Annotated in this window: 20 protein-coding genes and 1 rRNA gene; 14 read left to right on the top strand and 7 right to left on the bottom strand. The window is 53.3% G+C overall.

The features are described 5' to 3' along the window. Nucleotides 1-8: 8 nt before the first annotated feature. From rng to csrD, 6 genes are all read right to left on the bottom strand, one after another. Nucleotides 9-1,478 (bottom strand): ribonuclease G, encoded by a 1,470-nt coding sequence (gene rng / locus WFL93_RS18905; RefSeq protein WP_007891980.1) that lies wholly within the window; start codon nt 1,476-1,478, stop codon nt 9-11. Then, nucleotides 1,468-2,061: a Maf family protein gene (locus tag WFL93_RS18900; RefSeq protein ID WP_007891979.1), complete on the bottom strand. Its 594-nt coding sequence runs from the start codon at nt 2,059-2,061 to the stop codon at nt 1,468-1,470. Before WFL93_RS18900 ends, rng begins: the two co-directional genes overlap by 11 nt. A gap of 8 nt (nt 2,062-2,069) precedes the next feature. Further along, complete coding sequence (gene mreD, locus WFL93_RS18895; protein WP_007891978.1) at nt 2,070-2,558, bottom strand: rod shape-determining protein MreD; 489 nt, start codon at nt 2,556-2,558, stop codon at nt 2,070-2,072. Then, a complete protein-coding gene (gene mreC, locus WFL93_RS18890; RefSeq protein WP_007891977.1) occupies nt 2,555-3,589 on the bottom strand; it encodes a rod shape-determining protein MreC in 1,035 nt (344 codons plus the stop codon). The genes mreD and mreC overlap by 4 nt, the downstream gene beginning before the upstream one ends. A 206-nt stretch (nt 3,590-3,795) precedes the next feature. Then, nucleotides 3,796-4,839, bottom strand: a complete 1,044-nt coding sequence (gene mreB / locus WFL93_RS18885) for a rod shape-determining protein MreB (RefSeq protein ID WP_007891976.1) — start codon at nt 4,837-4,839, stop codon at nt 3,796-3,798. A gap of 308 nt (nt 4,840-5,147) precedes the next feature. Continuing rightward, nucleotides 5,148-7,094: an RNase E specificity factor CsrD gene (csrD, locus tag WFL93_RS18880; RefSeq protein ID WP_336778790.1), complete on the bottom strand. Its 1,947-nt coding sequence runs from the start codon at nt 7,092-7,094 to the stop codon at nt 5,148-5,150. A gap of 324 nt (nt 7,095-7,418) precedes the next feature. Here csrD and msrP point away from each other — a divergent pair, with 324 nt between their 5' ends. The 14 genes from msrP (at nt 7,419) to WFL93_RS18810 (ending at nt 20,592) form a co-directional block, all read left to right on the top strand. Then, complete coding sequence (msrP, locus tag WFL93_RS18875; protein ID WP_007891974.1) at nt 7,419-8,423, top strand: protein-methionine-sulfoxide reductase catalytic subunit MsrP; 1,005 nt, start codon at nt 7,419-7,421, stop codon at nt 8,421-8,423. Then, entirely contained in the window at nt 8,424-9,026 is a 603-nt protein-coding gene (gene msrQ, locus WFL93_RS18870; RefSeq protein WP_336778789.1) for a protein-methionine-sulfoxide reductase heme-binding subunit MsrQ, read from the top strand. A 232-nt stretch (nt 9,027-9,258) separates the two neighbouring features. After that, nucleotides 9,259-9,711, top strand: a complete 453-nt coding sequence (gene aroQ / locus WFL93_RS18865; protein ID WP_007891972.1) for a type II 3-dehydroquinate dehydratase — start codon at nt 9,259-9,261, stop codon at nt 9,709-9,711. 21 nt (nt 9,712-9,732) lie between these two features. Beyond that, the gene (gene accB, locus WFL93_RS18860; RefSeq protein WP_007891968.1) at nt 9,733-10,200 is read left to right on the top strand and encodes an acetyl-CoA carboxylase biotin carboxyl carrier protein; all 468 of its coding nucleotides are present in this window, start codon (nt 9,733-9,735) and stop codon (nt 10,198-10,200) included. A gap of 11 nt (nt 10,201-10,211) precedes the next feature. After that, on the top strand, nt 10,212-11,561 hold the full coding sequence (accC, locus tag WFL93_RS18855; RefSeq protein ID WP_007891966.1) for an acetyl-CoA carboxylase biotin carboxylase subunit: 1,350 nt from the start codon (nt 10,212-10,214) through the stop codon (nt 11,559-11,561). A 72-nt stretch (nt 11,562-11,633) separates the two neighbouring features. Then, complete coding sequence (locus tag WFL93_RS18850; RefSeq protein WP_007891964.1) at nt 11,634-11,876, top strand: YhdT family protein; 243 nt, start codon at nt 11,634-11,636, stop codon at nt 11,874-11,876. Further along, entirely contained in the window at nt 11,866-13,311 is a 1,446-nt protein-coding gene (gene panF / locus WFL93_RS18845) for a sodium/pantothenate symporter (RefSeq protein WP_336778788.1), read from the top strand. Before WFL93_RS18850 ends, panF begins: the two co-directional genes overlap by 11 nt. A gap of 11 nt (nt 13,312-13,322) precedes the next feature. Next, entirely contained in the window at nt 13,323-14,204 is an 882-nt protein-coding gene (prmA, locus tag WFL93_RS18840; RefSeq protein WP_336778787.1) for a 50S ribosomal protein L11 methyltransferase, read from the top strand. A 404-nt stretch (nt 14,205-14,608) separates the two neighbouring features. After that, entirely contained in the window at nt 14,609-15,574 is a 966-nt protein-coding gene (gene dusB, locus WFL93_RS18835) for a tRNA dihydrouridine synthase DusB (RefSeq protein ID WP_007891958.1), read from the top strand. A gap of 24 nt (nt 15,575-15,598) precedes the next feature. Then, nucleotides 15,599-15,895: a DNA-binding transcriptional regulator Fis gene (fis, locus tag WFL93_RS18830; protein ID WP_007891954.1), complete on the top strand. Its 297-nt coding sequence runs from the start codon at nt 15,599-15,601 to the stop codon at nt 15,893-15,895. A gap of 540 nt (nt 15,896-16,435) precedes the next feature. Beyond that, complete coding sequence (locus WFL93_RS18825) at nt 16,436-17,461, top strand: amino acid ABC transporter substrate-binding protein (protein ID WP_336778786.1); 1,026 nt, start codon at nt 16,436-16,438, stop codon at nt 17,459-17,461. Between the two features lie 66 nt (nt 17,462-17,527). Next, nucleotides 17,528-18,706: an amino acid ABC transporter permease gene (locus tag WFL93_RS18820; RefSeq protein ID WP_336778785.1), complete on the top strand. Its 1,179-nt coding sequence runs from the start codon at nt 17,528-17,530 to the stop codon at nt 18,704-18,706. Between the two features lie 15 nt (nt 18,707-18,721). Next, entirely contained in the window at nt 18,722-19,822 is a 1,101-nt protein-coding gene (locus WFL93_RS18815) for an amino acid ABC transporter permease (RefSeq protein WP_180822591.1), read from the top strand. An 8-nt stretch (nt 19,823-19,830) separates the two neighbouring features. After that, nucleotides 19,831-20,592: an amino acid ABC transporter ATP-binding protein gene (locus WFL93_RS18810; RefSeq protein WP_007891947.1), complete on the top strand. Its 762-nt coding sequence runs from the start codon at nt 19,831-19,833 to the stop codon at nt 20,590-20,592. A gap of 158 nt (nt 20,593-20,750) precedes the next feature. Here the strand turns inward: WFL93_RS18810 and rrf are convergent. Next, nucleotides 20,751-20,859, bottom strand: a 5S ribosomal RNA gene (gene rrf, locus WFL93_RS18805); the annotation flags it as partial.

The raw sequence follows: 20,859 nt of genomic DNA, 5'->3' as shown, positions 1-20,859 counted from the left end.
CCTCACGATCACATCATGACGACGTCAAACTGCTCTTGGGTATAGAGCGGTTCAACATGAACTTTGACCTGTTTGCCGACGAAGATCTCCACTTCCGCCAGCGCATGTGACTCTTCACCCTTCAGAGCATCGCCCACTGCAGGTGAAACGTACACCAGGAAGCGGTCGGAATCGTAGGCGTGATGCACGCGCACAATTTCACGCATGATCTCATAACAGACGGTTTCAACCGTTTTTAACGTGCCGCGCCCTTTGCACACCGGGCAATCGGCACACAGCACATGCTCAATGCTTTCACGCGTACGTTTACGCGTCATTTCCACCAAACCCAGCGCCGAGAATCCGTTAATGCCGGTTTTCACCCGATCTTTGCTCAGCGCGCTTTCCAGCGAATGCAGCACGCGACGACGGTGTTCATCATTACTCATGTCGATGAAATCGATAATGATAATGCCGCCGAGATTGCGCAGCCGCAGCTGACGCGCGATAGCTTGCGTCGCTTCGATATTAGTATTGAAAATAGTTTCGTCGAGGTTGCGGTGTCCGACAAACGCGCCGGTGTTGATATCTACCGTGGTCATCGCTTCGGTTTGATCGATGATCAAATAGCCGCCGGACTTCAGCTCCACCTTACGCTCCAGCGAGCGCTGGATTTCGTTCTCAACATCGAACAGATCAAAAATCGGCTGTTTGCCGCTGTACAGTTCCAGCTTGCTGGCCATTTCCGGAATATATTCACTGGTGAATTCCACCAGCAAATCGCAGGTCAGGCGCGAGTCCACGCGAATGCGATCCAGCGCCGCGCCAGCGAAATCACGCAGCACGCGCTGTGCTAACGCCAGCTCACCGTACAGTAGGCAGCGCGTCTGATTGCGCTTTTTACGTTCGCTGACTTTGGTCCACAAACGCTTGAGGAACGCAGCATCCTGCGCCAGCTCTTCAGAACCAATACCTTCTGCGGCGGTACGAATAATAAAACCACCGAGATCGTCACAGTAAGCTGCAACCACCGCTTTCAGGCGTTCACGCTCCGCTTCACTCTCAATACGCTGTGACACGCCAACGTGCGAGGCGCCCGGCATAAACACCAGATAGCGCGAAGGTAAAGTAATGTCGGTGGTAAGGCGCGCGCCTTTGGTGCCCAACGGATCTTTTACCACCTGCACCATCAAATCCTGGCCAGGACGCACCAGTTCACCGATGTCGCGCACCACAAAATTTTTCTTCTCATCACCCGCCACGCATTCGGTGTGCGGCATGATGTCAGAGGCGTGCAGGAAGGCGGCTTTATCCATGCCGATATCGACAAAGGCCGCCTGCATGCCCGGCAAGACGCGACTGACGCGTCCTTTATAGATATTGCCCACAATGCCGCGTCGTGCTTCGCGCTCAATGTGGATTTCCTGCAGAATGCCGCCATCAATATAAGCAACACGCGTTTCCGAAGGTGTCACATTTACCAGCAGTTCAGCCGTCATCTTGTCCCCTTAACGCGCGCAGTGACTGAAAATGACTCAGCAGCTCGCCGGTCTCAACCAGCGGCAATCCCACTACAGCGTGATAGCTTCCATTAATCTTGCGGACAAAATTGCCGCCAAGGCCCTGAATTCCGTACGCGCCGGCTTTATCCATCGGCTCGCCGCTGGCGATATAGTGCGAAATTTCTTGCGCCGACATCTTGCGGAATGTCACGTCGGTGGTCACCAGGCAATCCAGCTCGCGCTGCGTATCGGCCAGTGCCACGGCGGTCATCACCTGATGAGTTTGTCCAGACAGCTTGCTCAGCATCTCGGCGGCGTGGGCGGCATCGCACGGTTTTTCCAGTACTTCACCGTTTAGTACCACAATGGTATCGGCACCGAGAACCGGCAGATCCTGTGGTGCTACCGCGACTCCCGCGCGCGCCTTATCAGACGCCAGACGACGCACGTAGGCTTCAGCCGCTTCTTCTGGCTGACGCTGCTCTTCTACGTGGGTGATCAGGCGTTCAAATTGCAGACCAAGCTGCGTTAACAGCTCACGGCGACGCGGTGAACCAGACGCGAGGTACAGGCTAATCATAGTATTCCTTACTGAACAGCGAATTGACGGCGAATCTTTCTCATCAATAAGAATAGCCAGGGCCAAAGGATGCCGTCGACCACGCTACTCCAGAAGATCTCTGGCCGGAAAGAGACGTTGATCACCAGGAATTCTGCCCAGAAAACAATCACATCCACCGCAAGGGACAGCACCATAACCATTAATGCCTGCTGCCACAACGCTAAGTTTCGGAATAACTGAAATTTAAAGGCCACCAGATACGCGATGATGCTAAACGCCAGAGCACGCACGCCCAGCGTTGAACCTGCCACCAGATCCATGATCGCACCCAGGAAGAAACCCGTGCCGACATTCACCCGATGCGGTAGCGCCAGCACCCAGTAAATGAGGATCAGCAATAGCCATGAAGGCCGGAACATAAAGATTTGTTCCGGCCAGGGCATGATTTGCAGGATGAGGGCAATCAGAAAGGACAGCCAGATAACCCATCGGCCCTGGCTGCGATATCGACTCAAGGCTGGCCTCCGCGTGTGTTCGCAGAATTCCCTTGCGAACGACTGCTGTTAGCCGGCTGCGGCGGCCCCATTTGCTGCGCGGGTTGCATCATGTCCGGTGCCGGCGGGCCCATTTCGCCTGCTGGCGGCAGAACCTGCGGCATCATCTGCATCAGACGTTCATTGGCAACGCGATGTACTTCATCTGGCGCCATCGGCGTTTCGCCATTGCGATCCGCGCCCCACAACAACAGCAAATAGCGCAGACGCTGCAGACCTGCAGCCGGACGCGCCTGAATCACCGTGTAAGCACGCTGTGTATCGACTTTAACCGAGGAGACCACGCCGACCGGATAACCTTCCGGGAAACGTCCGCCAAGGCCGGAAGTCACCAGCACATCGCCCACACGAATATCCGTGTTGCCCGGCAGATGCTCAAGCTGCAGATCTTCGCTACAACCGTTGCCAGCCGCAATCACACGAATATCATTACGCAGAACCTGAATCGGCAACGCATGCGAGGCATCGCAAATCAACAAGACGCGGCTGGTCACCTGACCGACCGCAACGACCTGCCCTACCACACCTTTATCGCTAATCACCGGCTGACCTTCGTAAACACCGTTTACGCTGCCTTTATCGATAACCACCTGGTCGGTATAAGGATCGGTTCCGGTTGAAATAACCTGAGTCACCATCTTGTGCTCATCCTGGCGCAGCGGCGAGCCGAGCAGTTCACGCAGACGCGCGTTTTCCTGCTTATATTGCCCCAGCATCAGCAAGTCGCTGTTCTTCAGGAAGAGCTCACGGCGCAGTGCTTTATTTTCCAGCTCCAGCTGCTGACGTGATGCCAGCGTTTCGGAAACGCCATCAAGCAGCTGTCTTGGGCCGTTGGCCAAAAAGTAAAATGGACTGACCGACGTGTCCAGGTAGTTGCGGATCTGGGAAAAGGAGCTCACGCGGCTATCAGCGATAATAATCGCGATAGCTACGATGACTGCCAGAAAGAGGCGCAACTGCAGGGAAGGTCCCCTGCTAAAAATCGGCTTCATAAATTCTGCGTGTTCCTCGACATCAGGGAAGAAGCGTTAGCCTAAATCGCCAACGCCTCCAGGGCTGGACGCATCTCGCCGTGGTGCGCAGGAGCAGCAGCGTCAGCATATATCCCTCGTCCTTCAAACTTCAGATGCGTTTGAATGACTTTGGGTATAGGCGCTATTCCCTGCGCAATTTGACCAGGGCCTCAGCCGGTGAGGAGTTACTCCTCGCTGAACAAATCGCCGCCATGCATGTCGATCATTTCCAACGCTTTACCACCACCGCGCGCTACGCAAGTCAGCGGATCTTCTGCGACAACCACCGGAATTCCGGTCTCTTCCATCAGCAGACGATCGAGGTTACGCAGCAAGGCGCCACCACCGGTCAGTACCATACCGCGCTCGGAGATGTCAGAAGCCAGTTCCGGCGGGCACTGTTCCAGCGCAACCATCACCGCACTCACGATGCCGGTCAGCGGTTCCTGCAGCGCTTCAAGAATCTCATTGGAGTTCAGCGTAAAGCCACGCGGAACACCCTCAGCCAGATTACGACCGCGCACTTCAATCTCGTGCACTTCGTCACCCGGGTAGGCAGAGCCAATGCCATGCTTGATACGTTCAGCCGTTGCTTCACCGATCAGTGAACCGTAGTTGCGGCGCACATAATTAATGATAGCTTCATCGAAGCGGTCACCACCAATACGTACAGAAGAGGAGTAAACCACGCCGTTCAGCGAGATCACCGCCACTTCAGTGGTACCACCACCGATATCAACCACCATTGAACCGGTCGCTTCTGAAACCGGCAAGCCAGCACCAATCGCTGCGGCCATAGGTTCTTCGATCAGGAAGACTTCACGTGCGCCTGCGCCCTGCGCAGATTCACGGATGGCACGACGCTCAACCTGGGTCGCACCCACCGGTACGCAGACCAGCACGCGTGGGCTTGGACGCATAAAGCTGTTGCTGTGCACTTGTTTGATAAAGTGCTGAAGCATTTTTTCAGTAACGAAGAAGTCAGCGATAACGCCATCTTTCATAGGACGGATAGCAGCGATGTTGCCCGGCGTACGGCCAAGCATCTGCTTAGCGTCATGACCGACAGCCGCTACGCTCTTTGGGGAGCCGGCACGATCCTGACGAATGGCAACCACAGAAGGCTCGTTCAACACGATGCCTTGTCCTTTTACGTAAATCAGGGTATTCGCGGTACCCAGGTCAATGGACAAGTCATTGGAAAACATGCCACGAAATTTTTTAAACATACTAAGGGATAATCCTGCAAGCTGGGGGCGGAAAATAAAATCCGCCTACTTTACCAACCACGCGAAGCCGCTACAAGGCGCAAAAACGTTCTGCTTCGGTGAAAAAATACGCTGAATAATTTTTTGGCCTGATAGTCTCGCCTTACGCCGCTGTTAAATGGCGTTAACACGCCGTTTTAACCTAAATTTACCCGGCGTTAACGGGGCAATTTCGACATAAAATCTAACATTTCCAGCCGCCAGGATCGCGCGCTCCGGCACAAATAAGTTAAAAACAGACCTCAGCCTGCTTTTCTCGAGCTGAAGGTTTAAATTCGATAACGTTGTGAGTGTTTCTTCACATTACTATTGACCGGCAACGATGGCGCAAAGAAATCGCCCTGCCCGCCCGAAACACCCAATCCCGACAGCGTTTGCCACTCTGCGCGTGTGCGCACGCCCGCGGCAAAAACCTGCGTCGAGGAAGATTTACATACTTCCAGCAAACTCTGCACAAACAGCTGATTTTCAGTACGTCGTTCAATATTTCGCACTAAACCCGGCGCAAGCTTGATCACCTCAATCGGGAATTGCTTGATGTAAGCGCTGCTCACCACCGTCAAACCCGCCTGATCCACCGCAATGCGGCAGCCAAATGTGGTTAACATATGGAAAACCGGCTCTAAACGGTTGAGGTGTTGACAAACGTCAGCCTCAGCAAGTTCAAATAAAAAACGTTTTCTTTGCGATTTGCTGCACTGCAGCAGCAGTTTCTGCAGCCAACGCTGGAAGGGCCGCTGCAGCAGGGAATCAATATTCACCGGTAGTGCCAGCGTTTCATCCGGCCACACTTCAGACAGCGCGGCGATACGTGTAACAAGCTGGCGATCCCAGTTATCCGTCATGCCAAGCTGTAACACTAAGGGCATGAATTCCGCCGAAACCACTTCTTTATCGCCATCGAACACCCGCGCCAGCATTTCACGATGATGGACTTTCCCATCCAGCAGCACCGCCGGTTTTTGGTACAAACGCGGGCCACCGCGGTTCAGGGTATTCTCGAGCAATGTACGCCAGCGCACGCTGCCACGTCCCATATCGAGCGTATTACCTTCGCCAACCGACCAGCTATTGCCGCCCTGCAAAGCCGCGCGGCGCGTTGCCATCTCGACATTTTCCATCACCTGCGACACGCTTTGTCCGCTGCGCCACGCGCTGATGCCGATGTGAATCAGGTCATCGCGATCAACCATGCGCATTGGCGGTAGCGAATCGACGGCATTAATCAACTGATCGGCTATGCTGTTGGCTTCTTTTAAGGTGCGGTGCGGTAGCAGTACAGCGAAATCACTGCGGAAATAACGCGCCAGCAAAGCACCCGGATAGCGCAGCACAAAGGTCGATAACATATTAATCAGGTCAAACAGATACTCTTCCACCAGCGTCGGACCGAGCGTTTCGTGCAGCGTGTCGAGATCGGGTAGACGCACCATCATGACTACGCCGTGCGTACCGACATCCTCCTGATCCTCCAGCAACGTCGCGAGCTGGTTATCGAAGAACAAGCGATTATTCAGACCGGTGCGTGAATCCTGTGCGGCAAAGGTACGAATTAAGGTATCGATGCGTAAACGCTGCTCACCCGCTTCGCGTAAATCTCCCAGCAGCGTATCGATTGCGCGGCTGGCTTTTGGCGGCCACTCAGCGGCATTGTCGCTGCGCGGAACGCGTTCACCCGCCAAAATACGATCGGCACGCGCTTCTAGCAGTTCCATATTCTGCCAGCGGCGATTAAGCCAGCGATGGGTCATCACCAGCAGCGCAGACATGATGGCCACGACGGTGAGCAGCACGATCAGCGTATAAGCCCCCGTAAAGGAACGAAACCAGGTTTTAGCGGGATCGAGCACCACTACGCGCAGCTCAAGCCCTGGCGAGTGCGTCAGCGGCAAATCGAACTGAACAAAGCGATTGGGCTCATCTTCTAACATTGGATTTTCGTGGCGGGCTAAACTGAACACTACCGTATCGCCATTGATCAATTGCATTTGTTCGGCGTTGACCACGGGCATCATGCGCGTCAGCCACTGCGTCATCTCCTGCGGCGATTGTGTAGCAAGCGCTTTATCCACTTCGGTTGCCAGCGTTTGCATCCGTGTTTCCACCCGCTGCTGCGACAGCCAGATAAAACTAAAAACGCAGCCAACCAGCATTAATAACATTGCCAGTAAGCTTAAAAAGGTAATAAACGCAGAAAATTTAGTTGTTAATCGCATCCCTGTGCCTGCATCACTGCGGTTATGAACGGTGTTAATCCGTCGACGCCAGTTTTAGCATTGGCGCAAACCTGAGCAAAATAGCACATATCATGGTGTGATTCAGCGCCAGACTGACATCAAAATCGCACCCTGCAAAACTTAATAAGCGCTACGGCGCGAGTATAGCGTCAAACGATGATCGCCCGACTTTGACGTGGGCTTTTTCGTCCTATTCTCAAAAGGAGGATTTGGCCAGGAAATTTCACATTTTTTCCGCCAGGTTCGCGCCCGAAGCTGAAGTTGCGCATGCTAACGCTAATTTACTATTTACAGGAGCACGTCATGAACCTGAAGCACTTGCTGACAGAAGCCGACGTCACGCCAGAAAGCGTCTTTAATATGCGCCGCCGCCAGGTGTTGAAAGCGTTAGGATTAGGCGCAGCCGCAGCCAGCTTGCCGGGAACGGCGCAGGCCGATGTACTGAGCTGGTTTAAAGGCAATAACCGCCCGCCCGCGCCTGCAGGTAGAGAGTTAGATTTTACTAAACCGGCCGAATGGCAGGCGGATTTGCCGCTTACGCCCTTTGATAAGGTTTCCGGCTACAACAACTTCTATGAATTTGGTCTGGATAAAGCCGATCCTGCTGCCAACGCCGGAACACTGAAAACCGATCCATGGCAGTTGCGCATTGAGGGTGAAGTCGCCAAACCAATGACGCTGGATATGGATGACATCTTCAAGCGTTTTGCGATGGAACAGCGCATTTATCGCATGCGCTGCGTCGAAGCCTGGTCGATGGTCATTCCATGGGTTGGTTTTGAACTGAACAAGCTACTGAAGCTGGTGGAACCCACCAGCAATGCGCGCTATGTCGCATTCGAAACGCTGTACGCGCCAGACCAAATGCCGGGTCAGAAAGATCGCTTTATCGGCGGTGGGCTGGATTATCCCTACGTTGAAGGTTTGCGCCTTGATGAAGCGATGCATCCGCTGACGCTGCTGAGTACCGGCGTGTATGGCAAAGCGCTGCCACCCCAAAATGGCGCACCCATTCGCCTGACGGTGCCGTGGAAATACGGCTTTAAAGGCATTAAATCGATTGTGAAGATCACCCTAACGCACGATCGCCCGCCAACCACCTGGAGCCAGATCGCCGCCAATGAGTACGGCTTCTACGCCAACGTGAACCCACATGTGAATCATCCGCGTTGGTCGCAAGCCACCGAACGTTTCATCGGTGCGGGCGGCATTCTTAAGGTGGATCGCCAACCTACGCTGCTGTTTAACGGCTACGCCAAAGAAGTGGCTTCACTGTATCGTGGCCTGGATTTACGGGAGAACTATTGAGTGCGCCTCTCTTTACGCCACATCACCGGCCTAAAAGTCGTGCTGCATCTGGCGGCTTTCCTGCCGTTCGTCTATCTCTTTATGGCGGCGAGCCAGGGTTGGCTCAGCGCCGATCCGGCGAAAGATATCCAGCATTTTACCGGCAGAATGGCGCTAAAGTTGCTATTAGCCACGCTGCTGGTCACTCCGCTGACCCGCTATCTTAAACAGCCGCTGCTGATTCGTACCCGCCGCCTGCTCGGCGTGTGGTGTTTCGCCTGGGCGAGCTTGCATCTCACCAGCTATTATCTGCTGGAGCTAGGTTACGATCATCTCGGTTTACTGGGCAGTGAGATCATTTCGCGTCCTTATCTGTTACTGGGAATGATCAGCTGGATCACTCTTTGCGCCCTCGCCATCACCTCATTCCAGCGTATGCAGCGCAAACTGGGCCGTCGCTGGCAAACGCTGCACAATGGCATCTATCTTGTGGCGATCCTCGCGCCAATTCACTATTTATGGTCAGTGAAAGTGCTGTCACCGCAGCCCGTGATCTACGCAGTACTGGCGATTGGGCTGTTAGCGTGCCGTTACAATAAGTTGCGTAAACTTCTGCAGAGATAATCCCCGCAAGGTTGTGTTCCTCCCGCGAGATCTGTTAAAACGTGTGGCCTTCGGGCCACATCCGATCAACTTCGCAGATAAGACCAGTATTTTGCTGCGAATGGCGACGAAACGGATATAATGCCCGGCTTTATTGCAAGCCACGTCTTCTTTTTCATCCGCAAGGGTGACAAATGCAAGACGTCGCGGTATTTTACGCGATGCCTTACTGATTGCAGGAGATAGCAGCAAGATGGCGCACAAATTTCACATACTGCTTTTGAACGGTCCCAATCTGAATTTACTGGGAACGCGCGAGCCTGATAAATATGGTCACACCACGCTGGCACAAATTGTCGGCGATCTGACGCAACAGGCCGATCAGCACCATGTGAAATTGAGTCATTTGCAATCGAACGCAGAGTTTCAATTGATCGACCGTATTCACGAAGCCCGCGGCAATGTGGATTACATCATCATCAATCCTGCTGCGTTCACGCATACCAGCGTTGCACTGCGTGATGCCCTGTTGGCGGTTAGCATTCCTTTTATAGAGGTGCATCTCTCAAATGTGCATGCACGCGAGCCGTTCCGACATCACTCCTATCTTTCCGATGTATCTGCCGGCGTCATCTGTGGACTTGGCGCTGATGGATACTCTTGGGCTTTACAAACGGCAGTAAAACGCCTGTCACATTCCAATTAAACAGAGTACGGAACCACACTCATGGATATTCGTAAAATTAAGAAACTGATCGAACTGGTTGAAGAGTCTGGCATCTCCGAGCTGGAAATCTCCGAGGGCGAAGAGTCCGTTCGTATCAGCCGTTCACCTGCAAATGCCGGCTACCCGATGATGCAGCAGGCGTACGCTGCACCAATGATGCAGCAGCCTGCGCTGGCGACCGCCGTTGCTCCTGCGGCACCGGTTGCAGCAGAAGCCGCTAAACCAGAAATCAGTGGCCACATCGTGCGTTCACCGATGGTTGGCACCTTCTATCGCACCCCAAGCCCGGACGCGAAAGCCTTCATTGAAGTCGGCCAGAAAGTGAACGCCGGCGACACGCTGTGCATCGTTGAAGCGATGAAAATGATGAACCAGATCGAAGCCGACAAATCCGGCGTTGTGAAGGCAATCCTGGTCGAAAGCGGCCAACCGGTTGAATTTGACGAGCCGCTGGTCATCATCGAATAACGAGGCGAAGCATGCTGGATAAAATTGTCATTGCTAACCGTGGTGAGATCGCGCTGCGCATTCTGCGTGCCTGTAAAGAGCTGGGTATCAAGACTGTTGCTGTGCACTCCACCGCGGACCGTGACCTGAAGCACGTGCTGCTGGCGGACGAAACTGTCTGCATCGGCCCGCCACCTTCGGTCAAAAGCTATCTGAACATCCCGGCACTGATTTCCGCCGCCGAAATTACCGGCGCGGTTGCCATCCACCCGGGTTACGGCTTCCTCTCTGAGAACGCCGATTTCGCCGAGCAGGTTGAGCGCTCAGGCTTTATCTTCATCGGCCCGAAAGCCGACACCATTCGCCTGATGGGCGACAAAGTGTCAGCTATCACCGCCATGAAGAAAGCCGGCGTGCCAACCGTACCAGGCTCTGACGGCTCGCTGACCGACGACATGGAAAAAAACCGTGCCTTCGCCAAGCGCATCGGTTATCCGGTGATCATTAAAGCCTCCGGCGGCGGCGGCGGTCGCGGTATGCGCGTCGTGCGCAGCGACAAGGATCTTGAGCAATCCATCAACATGACGAAAGCGGAAGCCAAAGCGGCTTTCAACAACGACATGGTGTACATGGAGAAATACCTCGAGAACCCACGCCACATCGAGATTCAGGTACTGGCCGATGGCCAGGGTAATGCCATCTATCTGGCCGAACGTGACTGCTCTATGCAGCGACGTCACCAGAAAGTTGTCGAAGAAGCACCAGCGCCAGGCATCACGCCGGAACTGCGTCGCTACATCGGCGAGCGCTGCTCCAAAGCCTGTATCGACATTGGCTATCGCGGTGCGGGTACCTTCGAGTTCCTGTACGAAAACGGTGAGTTCTACTTCATCGAGATGAACACCCGTATTCAGGTTGAGCATCCGGTAACCGAGATGATCACCGGCGTGGATCTGATCAAAGAGCAGTTGCGCATCGCTGCTGGTCAGCCGCTGTCAATTAAACAGGAAGACGTGATTATTCGCGGCCATGCGGTGGAATGCCGTATCAACGCCGAAGATCCTAACACCTTCCTGCCAAGCCCGGGCAAGATCACCCGTTTCCACGCGCCAGGCGGTTTTGGCGTGCGTTGGGAATCGCATATCTATGCCGGTTACAGCGTGCCACCGTACTACGATTCCATGATTGGTAAGCTGATTACCTATGGTGAAAATCGTGACGTGGCAATCTCGCGCATGAAGAATGCGCTGGCGGAACTGATCATCGATGGCATCAAGACCAACATTGAGCTGCAGATGAAAATCATGTCCGACGAAAACTTCCAGCAAGGTGGGACTAACATCCACTATCTGGAGAAGAAACTCGGCCTGCAAGAGAAGTAATTGCAGCGCAGAGCAAAACAGAGGCCGGTTAACTCCGGCCTTTTTCATTTTTGTTGCCTTTGAGGTTACATAATGGATTGGCGTTTTTTGCAAGCGAACAAAGAGGCGCGTTGGTCATTTTATCTGACGCTGGCCTACCTCGCCGTATGGGGACTTTCTGCCTGGCTGGGCGGCAATGAGATCGGCTTGTTTGGCTTACCACGCTGGTTTGAGCTTTCGTGTGTGTTCGCGCCGCTGCTGTTCATTGTGTTGTGCTGGCTGATGGTGCGCGTGCTATTCCGCGACATGTCGCTGGAGGATAACGATGGACTCTGAAATCATACTTCCGCTATTAGCCTACCTGGTGCTGATTGCCGCGCTGTCGGTGTTTGCCATGCGCAAACAGCGTCAGGGCAACTTCCTCAGTGAATACTTCCTTGGGAGCCGTTCGATGGGCGGCTTTGTGCTGGCCATGACCATCACCACTACCTATATCAGCGCCAGCTCGTTTATTGGCGGCCCTGGTGCGGCCTATAAATATGGCCTTGGATGGGTGCTGCTGGCGATGATTCAGGTACCGGCCGTCTGGCTCTCCCTGGGCGTGTTAGGGAAGAAATTCGCGATTCTGGCGCGCCGCTACAATGCCGTCACGCTTAACGATATGTTGTATGGACGCTATGGCAGCACGCTGCTGATCTGGCTCTCCAGCATTAGTCTGTTAGTTGCCTTTATCGGTGCCATGACCGTGCAGTTCATCGGCGGCGCGCGCCTGCTTGAGACGGCGGCGGGCATTCCTTACGATACCGGCCTGCTGATTTTCGGCGGCACCATCGCGCTCTACACCGCTTTCGGCGGCTTCCGCGCCAGCGTGTTAAACGACGCCATGCAAGGGCTGGTGATGCTGATCGGCACTTTCTTACTGCTGTTCGCGGTGATCCACCATGCCGGCGGATTGGCGTCTGCGGTAACCAAATTGCACACTATCGATCCGCAGCTGACGTCACCGGAAGGTGTGGGTAATGTCATCAACCCCACCTTCCTGAGCTCCTTTGCGGTGCTGGTGTGTTTTGGCGTGATTGGCCTGCCGCATACCGCCGTGCGCTGTATTTCGTATAAAGACAGCAAAGCCATGCATCGCGGTATCGTGCTCGGCACTATCGTCGTGGTGATTCTGATGTTCGGCATGCATCTGGCCGGCGCGCTGGGTCGGGTCATCCTGCCGGATCTGACCATTCCCGATCGTGTGATTCCCACGTTGATGATCACGGTATTACCGCCGATGGCGGCGGGCGTATTTCTTGCGGCACCCATGGCGGCCATTATGTCGACCATTAACGCGCAGCTGCTGCAATCCTCCGCTACGCTGATCAAAGATCTCTATCTGCGTATCGCGCCGCAGCACAGTGAAAATGAGGCGCGCCTGCGCATGTTGTCGGGCACCATCACCTTCGTGCTCGGCGTGTTGCTGCTGCTAGCCGCGTGGAATCCACCCGACATGATTATCTGGTTAAACCTGCTGGCCTTTGGTGGCCTGGAAGCCGTATTCCTGTGGCCGCTGGTGCTGGGTTTATACTGGGAACGTGCCAATTCTACCGGCGCAATCAGCGGCATGTTGGTCGGCGCCGGATGCTATACGCTGCTGGCCAGCCTGAATATTGAATGGTGGGGATTCCACCCGATCGTTCCGTCATTGACCTTAAGCCTGCTGGCCTTCCTGGTAGGCAATCTGTTTGGTCGCACGCCTGCAACGCAGGCTGCGACACTGGAATAAAGAGAAACGCGATGCCTTGGATTCAAATCAAAATTAATAGCACCGGCGCCAATGCCGAGACCCTAAGCGATGCGATGATGGATGTGGGTGCCGTGTCGGTGACTTTCCAGGATACCCACGACAATCCGGTTTATGAGCCGCTGCCCGGTGAAACGCTTTTATGGGGCGATACCGACGTGATTGGCCTGTTTGACGCCGAAACCGAGATGCGCGACGTGGTAGCAGAGCTCAGCCAGCATCCTCTGCTGGGATCGGCTTTTCGCCATAAGATCGAACAGATCGAGGATAAAGATTGGGAGCGCGAATGGATGGATAACTTCCATCCGATGCGTTTCGGCGAGCGTCTATGGATCTGTCCAAGCTGGCGCGACGTGCCCGATCCACACGCCGTTAACGTGATGCTGGATCCAGGCCTCGCGTTCGGTACGGGCACCCATCCCACCACATCGCTGTGCTTAACCTGGCTCGACGGGCTGGATCTGCAGGGTAAAACGGTGATCGACTTTGGCTGTGGATCCGGCATTCTCGCCATCGCCGCGCTGAAATTGGGTGCCGCACAAGCCATCGGTATTGATATCGATCCCCAGGCGATTCAGGCTAGCCGTGATAACGCCGAACGTAATGGCGTGTCCGAGCGCTTAGCGCTGTATCTGCCGCACCAGCAGCCGGAAAACCTGCAGGCAGATGTGGTGGTCGCCAACATTCTTGCAGGTCCGCTGCGCGAACTGGCGCCACTGATTAGCGTGCTGCCTAAAGCCGGTGGCCATCTTGGGCTATCGGGCGTGTTAGCGAGCCAGGCGGAAGGTGTGTGTGAAGCCTACGTAGATCGTTTCGACTTAGATCCGGTAGCTGAGAAAGAAGAGTGGTGCCGTATCACAGGCGTGCGTCGCTAACTCACCGACCGGCCAGCGGTGGTTGGCCGGTTCGGCGCTTTCAGGTAATAACCAAAAGGCATAATTTTCGTTCGCGATTATTGCTTGATAAAGTTAATCAGGACTTTTAGTTTAAGCTCAATTAGTACATTTAATAATCATATTGCCGTCATTTCTCTGGCTAATTACCAGATGTGGCGGTTTTTATGTTGTGATTTAGCTCATGTTTTGAGAAAAATTTTTGTACACAATTTCATCATATTTTTTTAACCAACTGAATTATATAGAATATTATCCATCACCCACACCTTTGAGCCATTTCCCGTGTTGTTTAACGGCGAATTGTTCAAAGTTTGGCCTTTCATCTTCTTTAAAAAATGCGTAATATACGCCGCCTTGCGAACAGTTAGGGTCACTTCTTTTTCATGCGCATTGGACATCATCAGCTACGTAATCGACTCATTGCTGCGCCTATGGCCGGAGTATCCGATAAGCCATTTCGCACCCTGTGTTATGAGAACGGCGCCGGTATGACTGTCTCCGAGATGCTGTCATCTAACCCGGAAGTTTGGGCCAGTGACAAATCCCGTTTGCGTATGGTGCATAGTGACGAGCCTGGTATTCGTGCCGTGCAAATTGCCGGTTGCGATCCTGATGAGATGGCTGCTGCCGCGCGCATTAATGTGGCGTCTGGCGCGCAGGTTATCGATATCAACATGGGCTGCCCGGCCAAAAAAGTGAATCGCAAGATGGCAGGTTCTGCGCTGCTGCAACATCCGCAACTGGTGGAGTCGATTCTCACCGCGGTCGTTAACGCAGTTGATGTACCGGTTACGCTGAAGATTCGCACCGGCTGGGACAAAGAAAATCGTAATTGTGTAGAGATTGCCCAATTGGCTGAACGCTGTGGCATTCAGGCTCTCACCATTCATGGCCGCACGCGCGCCTGTTTGTTTGAGGGGTTTGCTGAATACGATAGCATTCGGACAGTTAAGCAGAGTGTTTCCATTCCGATTATCGCGAATGGCGACATTACTGACCCGCATAAAGCCAGAGCGGTGCTCGACTATACCGGAGCCGATGCTCTTATGGTTGGCCGTGCCGCTCAGGGAAGACCGTGGATCTTCCGGGAAATCCAGCATTATCTGGACACAGGGGAGCTGCTGGCACCGAAGCCGCTGGCTGAAGTGAAGCAAATGCTGATTGGACATATACGGGAGCTGCACGACTTTTACGGTCAGCGCAAAGGATACCGTATTGCCCGAAAACACGTTTCCTGGTATTTGCAGGAAAGTGCTCCTGATGACCAGTTTCGGCGCACATTCAACGCCATAGAGGATGCCAGCGAACAGCTGGAGGCGTTGGAGGCATACTTCGAAAATCTTGCGTAAACGAAATAAAGAGCTGAAAGAACTATGTTCGAACAACGCGTAAATTCTGACGTACTCACCGTTTCTACCGTTAACTCTCAGGATCAGGTGACTCAAAAGCCACTGCGTGATTCGGTTAAACAGTCACTGAAGAACTATTTTGCTCAACTGAACGGTCAGGACGTTAGTGACCTGTATGAGCTGGTATTGGCAGAAGTCGAGCAGCCTCTGTTGGACATGGTGATGCAGTACACCCGTGGCAACCAGACCCGTGCAGCTCTGATGATGGGTATCAACCGCGGTACCCTGCGTAAGAAGCTGAAAAAATACGGCATGAACTAATTCGTTCGTTGCTGCGATAACGCCAGCCCTGCGGCTGGCGTTTTTGTTTTTATGCTTTTAGTTCCGTAGCGGTAGCAACGCATGAAACAATTGTCGCGATAATGGTAACGATAGTTGCAATTGCATCAGTGATATTTAGCCCTACTTAGCACCTTATTCTCTTTCTTCAGTTACTCAGATATTAATCCATCCACCCGACCTCAAGCCGCTATCTCTGTGATCATCAACCGCTTCAGCCGTAAGCGTGTAAAGTCATACATCCACTCATGAGCGTTAGCTCACACTGCTTCCATATAGTGAAACTTTTTGCACTATTTGTGATCGTGTCGTCTCGTCATGCTGCCTTTTGGTGCGCCATATTAGCCAGAATCTTCTGAGTGCTTCAGTTTATTAAAAGATCTTTCCAGAGAATTCAGGATTCTGCAAACCTGGCATCAGGTTTGCAGAGTTGTGGATGGCTAACCACCACAGACATAAAAAAGTGCACATTAAAGTGCGCGCAAACATAACAACACACGATATCGCCACACAGGATGCTTTATGAAAAAGATGATGCTTTCCACTCTGGTCGCTGCAGCCTCGCTGTTAGCTGTTGCTCAACAAGCGCACGCCGGCACCACATTGGATGCCATTAAGAAGAAAGGTTTTGTACAGTGCGGCATCAGCGATGGCCTGCCAGGCTTCTCTTATGCTGACTCCAACGGCAAATTCACGGGTATCGACGTGGATGTGTGCCGCGCTGCCGCTGCTGCTGTATTTGGCGACGCAACCAAAGTGAAATACACCCCGCTCACCGCTAAAGAGCGCTTCACCGCGTTGCAGTCGGGCGAAGTGGACATCCTGTCACGCAACACCACCTGGACGTCGTCGCGCGATGGCGGCATGGGCTTCCTGTTTGCTGGCGTGAACTATTACGACGGCATCGGCTTCCTGACTCACCAGAAAGCCGGTTTAAAAAGCGCTAAAGAGCTGGATGGCGCCACCGTGTGTATTCAGGCCGGTACCGATACTGAGCTGAACGTGGCTGACTACTTTAAGACCCATAAAATGCAGTACACGCCAGTGACCTTTGACCGTTCTGACGAATCCGCCAAGGCACTCGACAGCGGTCGTTGTGACACCCTCGCTTCCGACCAATCACAGCTGTATGCGCTGCGCATTAAGCTCGGCAAACCAGATGAGTTCATCGTGCTGCCGGAAGTGATCTCTAAAGAGCCGCTGGGCCCGGTAGTACGCCGCGGTGATGATGATTGGTTCACCATCGTCAAATGGTCACTGTACGCCATGCTGAACGCGGAAGAGATGGGTATCAGCTCTAAAAATGTCGATGACATGGTGGCGAAGCCAACTACACCGGATATGGCACATCTGTTGGGCGCGGAAGGTGACTTCGGTAAAGACCTGAAGCTCGATAACAAGTGGGCTTACAGCATCATCAAACAAGTGGGTAACTATCAGGAAGTATTCGACCGTAACGTCGGTAAAGATAGCGCGCTGAAAATCAAACGCGGCCAGAATGCGCTCTGGAATCAGGGCGGCATCCAGTACGCTCCACCAGTGCGTTAATTTCGTCCTGCCAGTCGGGCACCGCATCCTGCGGTGCCCACGCGTAATCTTCACTGAGGTTTTAACATGTCGCAACGCCCAACCGTAAAGAGGGATTTTTCGTTCGGTAATCCTACGGTTCGCGCCTGGCTTTACCAGATCGTCGCGATTGTTGCCGTGCTTGCTGTGGTGGGATATTTAATCCATAACACCGTAATCAACCTGGCCAATCGTGGCATCACGTCCGGATTCGGGTTTCTTGATCGCAGTGCCGGCTTCGGCATTGTCCAGCACCTGATCGATTACACCGAAGGAGACACCTACGCGCGCGTGTTTATGGTGGGGTTAACCAACACCTTGCTGGTTTCTGCGCTCTGTATTGTGTTTGCCTCAATTCTTGGCTTTGCTATCGGTCTGGCGCGTTTGTCAGAAAACTGGCTGCTGCGTAAGCTCTCAACTATTTATATTGAGACCTTCCGTAATATCCCGCCGCTGCTGCAAATCTTCTTTTGGTACTTTGCGGTGCTGCGTAACCTGCCCGGGCCGCGTCAGGCGCTGAACGCCTTTGATCTGGCGTTTGTCAGTAATCGTGGCTTATATATCCCTTGGCCGGAATATGCGCCGGGTACCTGGCCCTTTGTGATTGCACTGGCTATTGCGGTGCTCGGTTGCGTGGCGTTATTTCGTTATAACCGCAAGCATCAGCTAAAAACTGGCCAGCTGCGCCGCACCTGGCCCGCTGCGGTAGGGCTGGTAATTTTGCTGCCGCTGATTGCCCATACCTTGTTTGGTGTTGCTATGCACTGGGATGTGCCGGAGCTGCGTGGATTTAACTTCCGCGGTGGTTTCGTGATGATTCCTGAGCTCGCTGCCTTAACGCTTGCGCTGTCGGTCTATACCTCATCGTTTATCGCTGAAGTGATTCGCTCGGGTATTCAATCAGTACCGCATGGTCAAAGTGAGGCTGCACGTTCGCTCGGTTTACCTAATCCAGTGACGATGCGTCAGGTGATTATTCCGCAGGCGATGCGTGTGATTATTCCACCACTCACCAGTCAGTATCTCAATATCGTGAAAAACTCCTCCCTGGCGGCAGCTATCGGTTATCCAGACATGGTCTCGCTGTTTGCCGGCACCGTGCTGAATCAAACCGGCCAGGCGATAGAAACCATCGCGATCACCATGGCGGTCTACCTGATTATCAGTCTGATCATTTCACTGCTGATGAACCTCTACAATCGCAAAATTGCGCTGGTTGAGCGTTAAGAGAACGGGATCATTATGTCTGTTACCACACACGAAACACCGCCGATCCCAACCAATCCACTCAGTAAGGCTTGGCTATGGGCACGGAAAAATCTGTTCTCCAGCTGGCTGAACACACTCCTGACGTTGTTCAGCATCTGGCTGATTTGGAACGTGATCCCACCGGCATTGAACTGGCTGGTTTTTCAAGCCAACTGGATTGGCGACACGCGCGCAGACTGCACTAAAGAAGGCGCTTGTTGGGTGTTCATCCATGCGCGCTTTGGCCAGTTTATGTATGGGCTCTATCCGCATGAGTTGCGCTGGCGCATCAATCTTTCGCTAATCATCGGTTTACTCTCCATTATCCCGATGTTTATCAAAGCGATGCCACGCCGCGGCCGTTATATCGCCTGCTGGGCTGTGGTATATCCGATCGTAGTTTGGTTCCTGATGTACGGCGGATACTTCGGTTTAGAGCGTGTTGAAACTCGCCAATGGGGCGGTCTGACGTTAACGCTGATTATCGCTTCAGTGGGGATTGCCGGCGCACTGCCGCTGGGCATTCTGCTGGCGTTAGGACGCCGTTCAGAGATGCCGGTGGTGCGTACGCTATCGGTCATCTTCATTGAGTTCTGGCGCGGCGTGCCGCTGATTACCGTGCTGTTTATGTCGTCAGTCATGCTGCCGCTGTTTATGGCAGAAGGTACCACCATCGACAAGTTGGTACGGGCGCTGGTCGGCGTAATCCTATTCCAGTCGGCTTATGTCGCGGAAGTGGTGCGCGGCGGTTTGCAGGCACTGCCGAAAGGTCAATACGAAGCAGCCGAGTCGCTGTCATTGGGATATTGGAAAACACAGGCGCTAGTGATTTTACCGCAGGCGCTCAAGCTCACCATTCCCGGCCTGGTGAACACCATTATTGCGCTGTTTAAAGATACCAGCCTGGTGATCATCATCGGCTTATTCGATCTCTTCAGTAGCGTGCAGCAAGCCACCGTTGACCCAACATGGTTGGGTATGTCGACAGAAGGCTATGTTTTTGCTGCCATGGTTTACTGGATTTTCTGTTTTAGCATGTCGCGCTATAGCCAGTATCTGGAGAAGCGTTTTCACACCGGGCGTGCATCGCACTGAGGTTTAACATGACACAAACTATGACTAATGCGGCTGATGCCATGATGATTACACTCGAAAACGTGAATAAATGGTATGGCCAATTCCACGTACTGAAAGACATCAATTTAAAGGTGAAACCACGCGAGCGTATCGTACTGTGCGGCCCATCGGGTTCCGGTAAATCCACTACTATTCGCTGCATCAACCATCTGGAAGAGCATCAGCAAGGGCGCATCGTGGTTGATGGCATTCATCTTAATCACGATGTGCGCAATATTGAGCGTGTTCGTACTGAAGTAGGCATGGTATTCCAGCATTTCAATCTTTTCCCGCATCTTACCGTACTGCAAAACTGTACGCTGGCGCCGATTTGGGTGCGTAAAATGCCGAAGAAAGAAGCGGAAGAGTTAGCTATGCATTACTTGCAGCGAGTGCGGATTGCTGAACATGCGCATAAGTTTCCTGGCCAACTTTCTGGTGGCCAGCAGCAGCGCGTGGCAATCGCCCGTTCACTCTGTATGAAGCCGAAAATTATGCTGTTTGATGAGCCGACATCAGCGCTCGACCCAGAGATGGTAAAGGAAGTGCTCGATACGATGATTGGCCTGGCAGAAGATGGCATGACCATGCTGTGCGTAACCCATGAAATGGGTTTTGCGCGCACCGTGGCGGATCGCGTGATCTTTATGGACCGCGGTGAAATAGTCGAAGAGGCGCCGCCGCAGGAGTTCTTCGCTAATCCGAGATCAGAACGTACGCGAGCCTTCCTTTCGCAAGTTATTCACTAATATTCAGTCAGTTATGTTGAAAATGGCCTCTGCTTTACCGCAGAGGCTTTTTTATATCTTTAATTTGAAACGCGCAAAGGGCTTCTTTTGGATGGCAGCTTAAGGGTTTACGCATACAAAAAAGCCCTGAACTTTCGTTCAGGGCTTCTGTGTTTGATGCCTGGCAGTTCCCTACTCTCGCATGGGGAGACCCCACACTACCATCGGCGCTACGGCGTTTCACTTCTGAGTTCGGCATGGGGTCAGGTGGGACCACCGCGCTAAAGC

Source organism: Pantoea sp. USHLN256, assembly GCF_037149875.1.
Taxonomy (GTDB): domain Bacteria; phylum Pseudomonadota; class Gammaproteobacteria; order Enterobacterales; family Enterobacteriaceae; genus Pantoea; species Pantoea nemavictus.
This window is presented reverse-complemented; position numbering and strand designations above follow the sequence as displayed.

What these genes read in the sequence shown, in the direction of transcription:
- WFL93_RS18850 (WP_007891964.1), top strand. Translation starts at nt 11,634, where the DNA reads ATGGATTGGCGTTTTTTGCAAGCGAACAAAGAGGCGCGTTGGTCATTT.
- mreC (WP_007891977.1), bottom strand. Translation starts at nt 3,589, where the DNA reads ATGAAGCCGATTTTTAGCAGGGGACCTTCCCTGCAGTTGCGCCTCTTT.
- fis (WP_007891954.1), top strand. Translation starts at nt 15,599, where the DNA reads ATGTTCGAACAACGCGTAAATTCTGACGTACTCACCGTTTCTACCGTT.
- accC (WP_007891966.1), top strand. Translation starts at nt 10,212, where the DNA reads ATGCTGGATAAAATTGTCATTGCTAACCGTGGTGAGATCGCGCTGCGC.
- rng (WP_007891980.1), bottom strand. Translation starts at nt 1,478, where the DNA reads ATGACGGCTGAACTGCTGGTAAATGTGACACCTTCGGAAACGCGTGTT.
- WFL93_RS18900 (WP_007891979.1), bottom strand. Translation starts at nt 2,061, where the DNA reads ATGATTAGCCTGTACCTCGCGTCTGGTTCACCGCGTCGCCGTGAGCTG.
- msrP (WP_007891974.1), top strand. Translation starts at nt 7,419, where the DNA reads ATGAACCTGAAGCACTTGCTGACAGAAGCCGACGTCACGCCAGAAAGC.
- panF (WP_336778788.1), top strand. Translation starts at nt 11,866, where the DNA reads ATGGACTCTGAAATCATACTTCCGCTATTAGCCTACCTGGTGCTGATT.
- WFL93_RS18815 (WP_180822591.1), top strand. Translation starts at nt 18,722, where the DNA reads ATGTCTGTTACCACACACGAAACACCGCCGATCCCAACCAATCCACTC.
- prmA (WP_336778787.1), top strand. Translation starts at nt 13,323, where the DNA reads ATGCCTTGGATTCAAATCAAAATTAATAGCACCGGCGCCAATGCCGAG.
- accB (WP_007891968.1), top strand. Translation starts at nt 9,733, where the DNA reads ATGGATATTCGTAAAATTAAGAAACTGATCGAACTGGTTGAAGAGTCT.
- csrD (WP_336778790.1), bottom strand. Translation starts at nt 7,094, where the DNA reads ATGCGATTAACAACTAAATTTTCTGCGTTTATTACCTTTTTAAGCTTA.
- aroQ (WP_007891972.1), top strand. Translation starts at nt 9,259, where the DNA reads ATGGCGCACAAATTTCACATACTGCTTTTGAACGGTCCCAATCTGAAT.
- WFL93_RS18825 (WP_336778786.1), top strand. Translation starts at nt 16,436, where the DNA reads ATGAAAAAGATGATGCTTTCCACTCTGGTCGCTGCAGCCTCGCTGTTA.
- mreB (WP_007891976.1), bottom strand. Translation starts at nt 4,839, where the DNA reads ATGTTTAAAAAATTTCGTGGCATGTTTTCCAATGACTTGTCCATTGAC.
- WFL93_RS18810 (WP_007891947.1), top strand. Translation starts at nt 19,831, where the DNA reads ATGACACAAACTATGACTAATGCGGCTGATGCCATGATGATTACACTC.
- dusB (WP_007891958.1), top strand. Translation starts at nt 14,609, where the DNA reads ATGCGCATTGGACATCATCAGCTACGTAATCGACTCATTGCTGCGCCT.
- WFL93_RS18820 (WP_336778785.1), top strand. Translation starts at nt 17,528, where the DNA reads ATGTCGCAACGCCCAACCGTAAAGAGGGATTTTTCGTTCGGTAATCCT.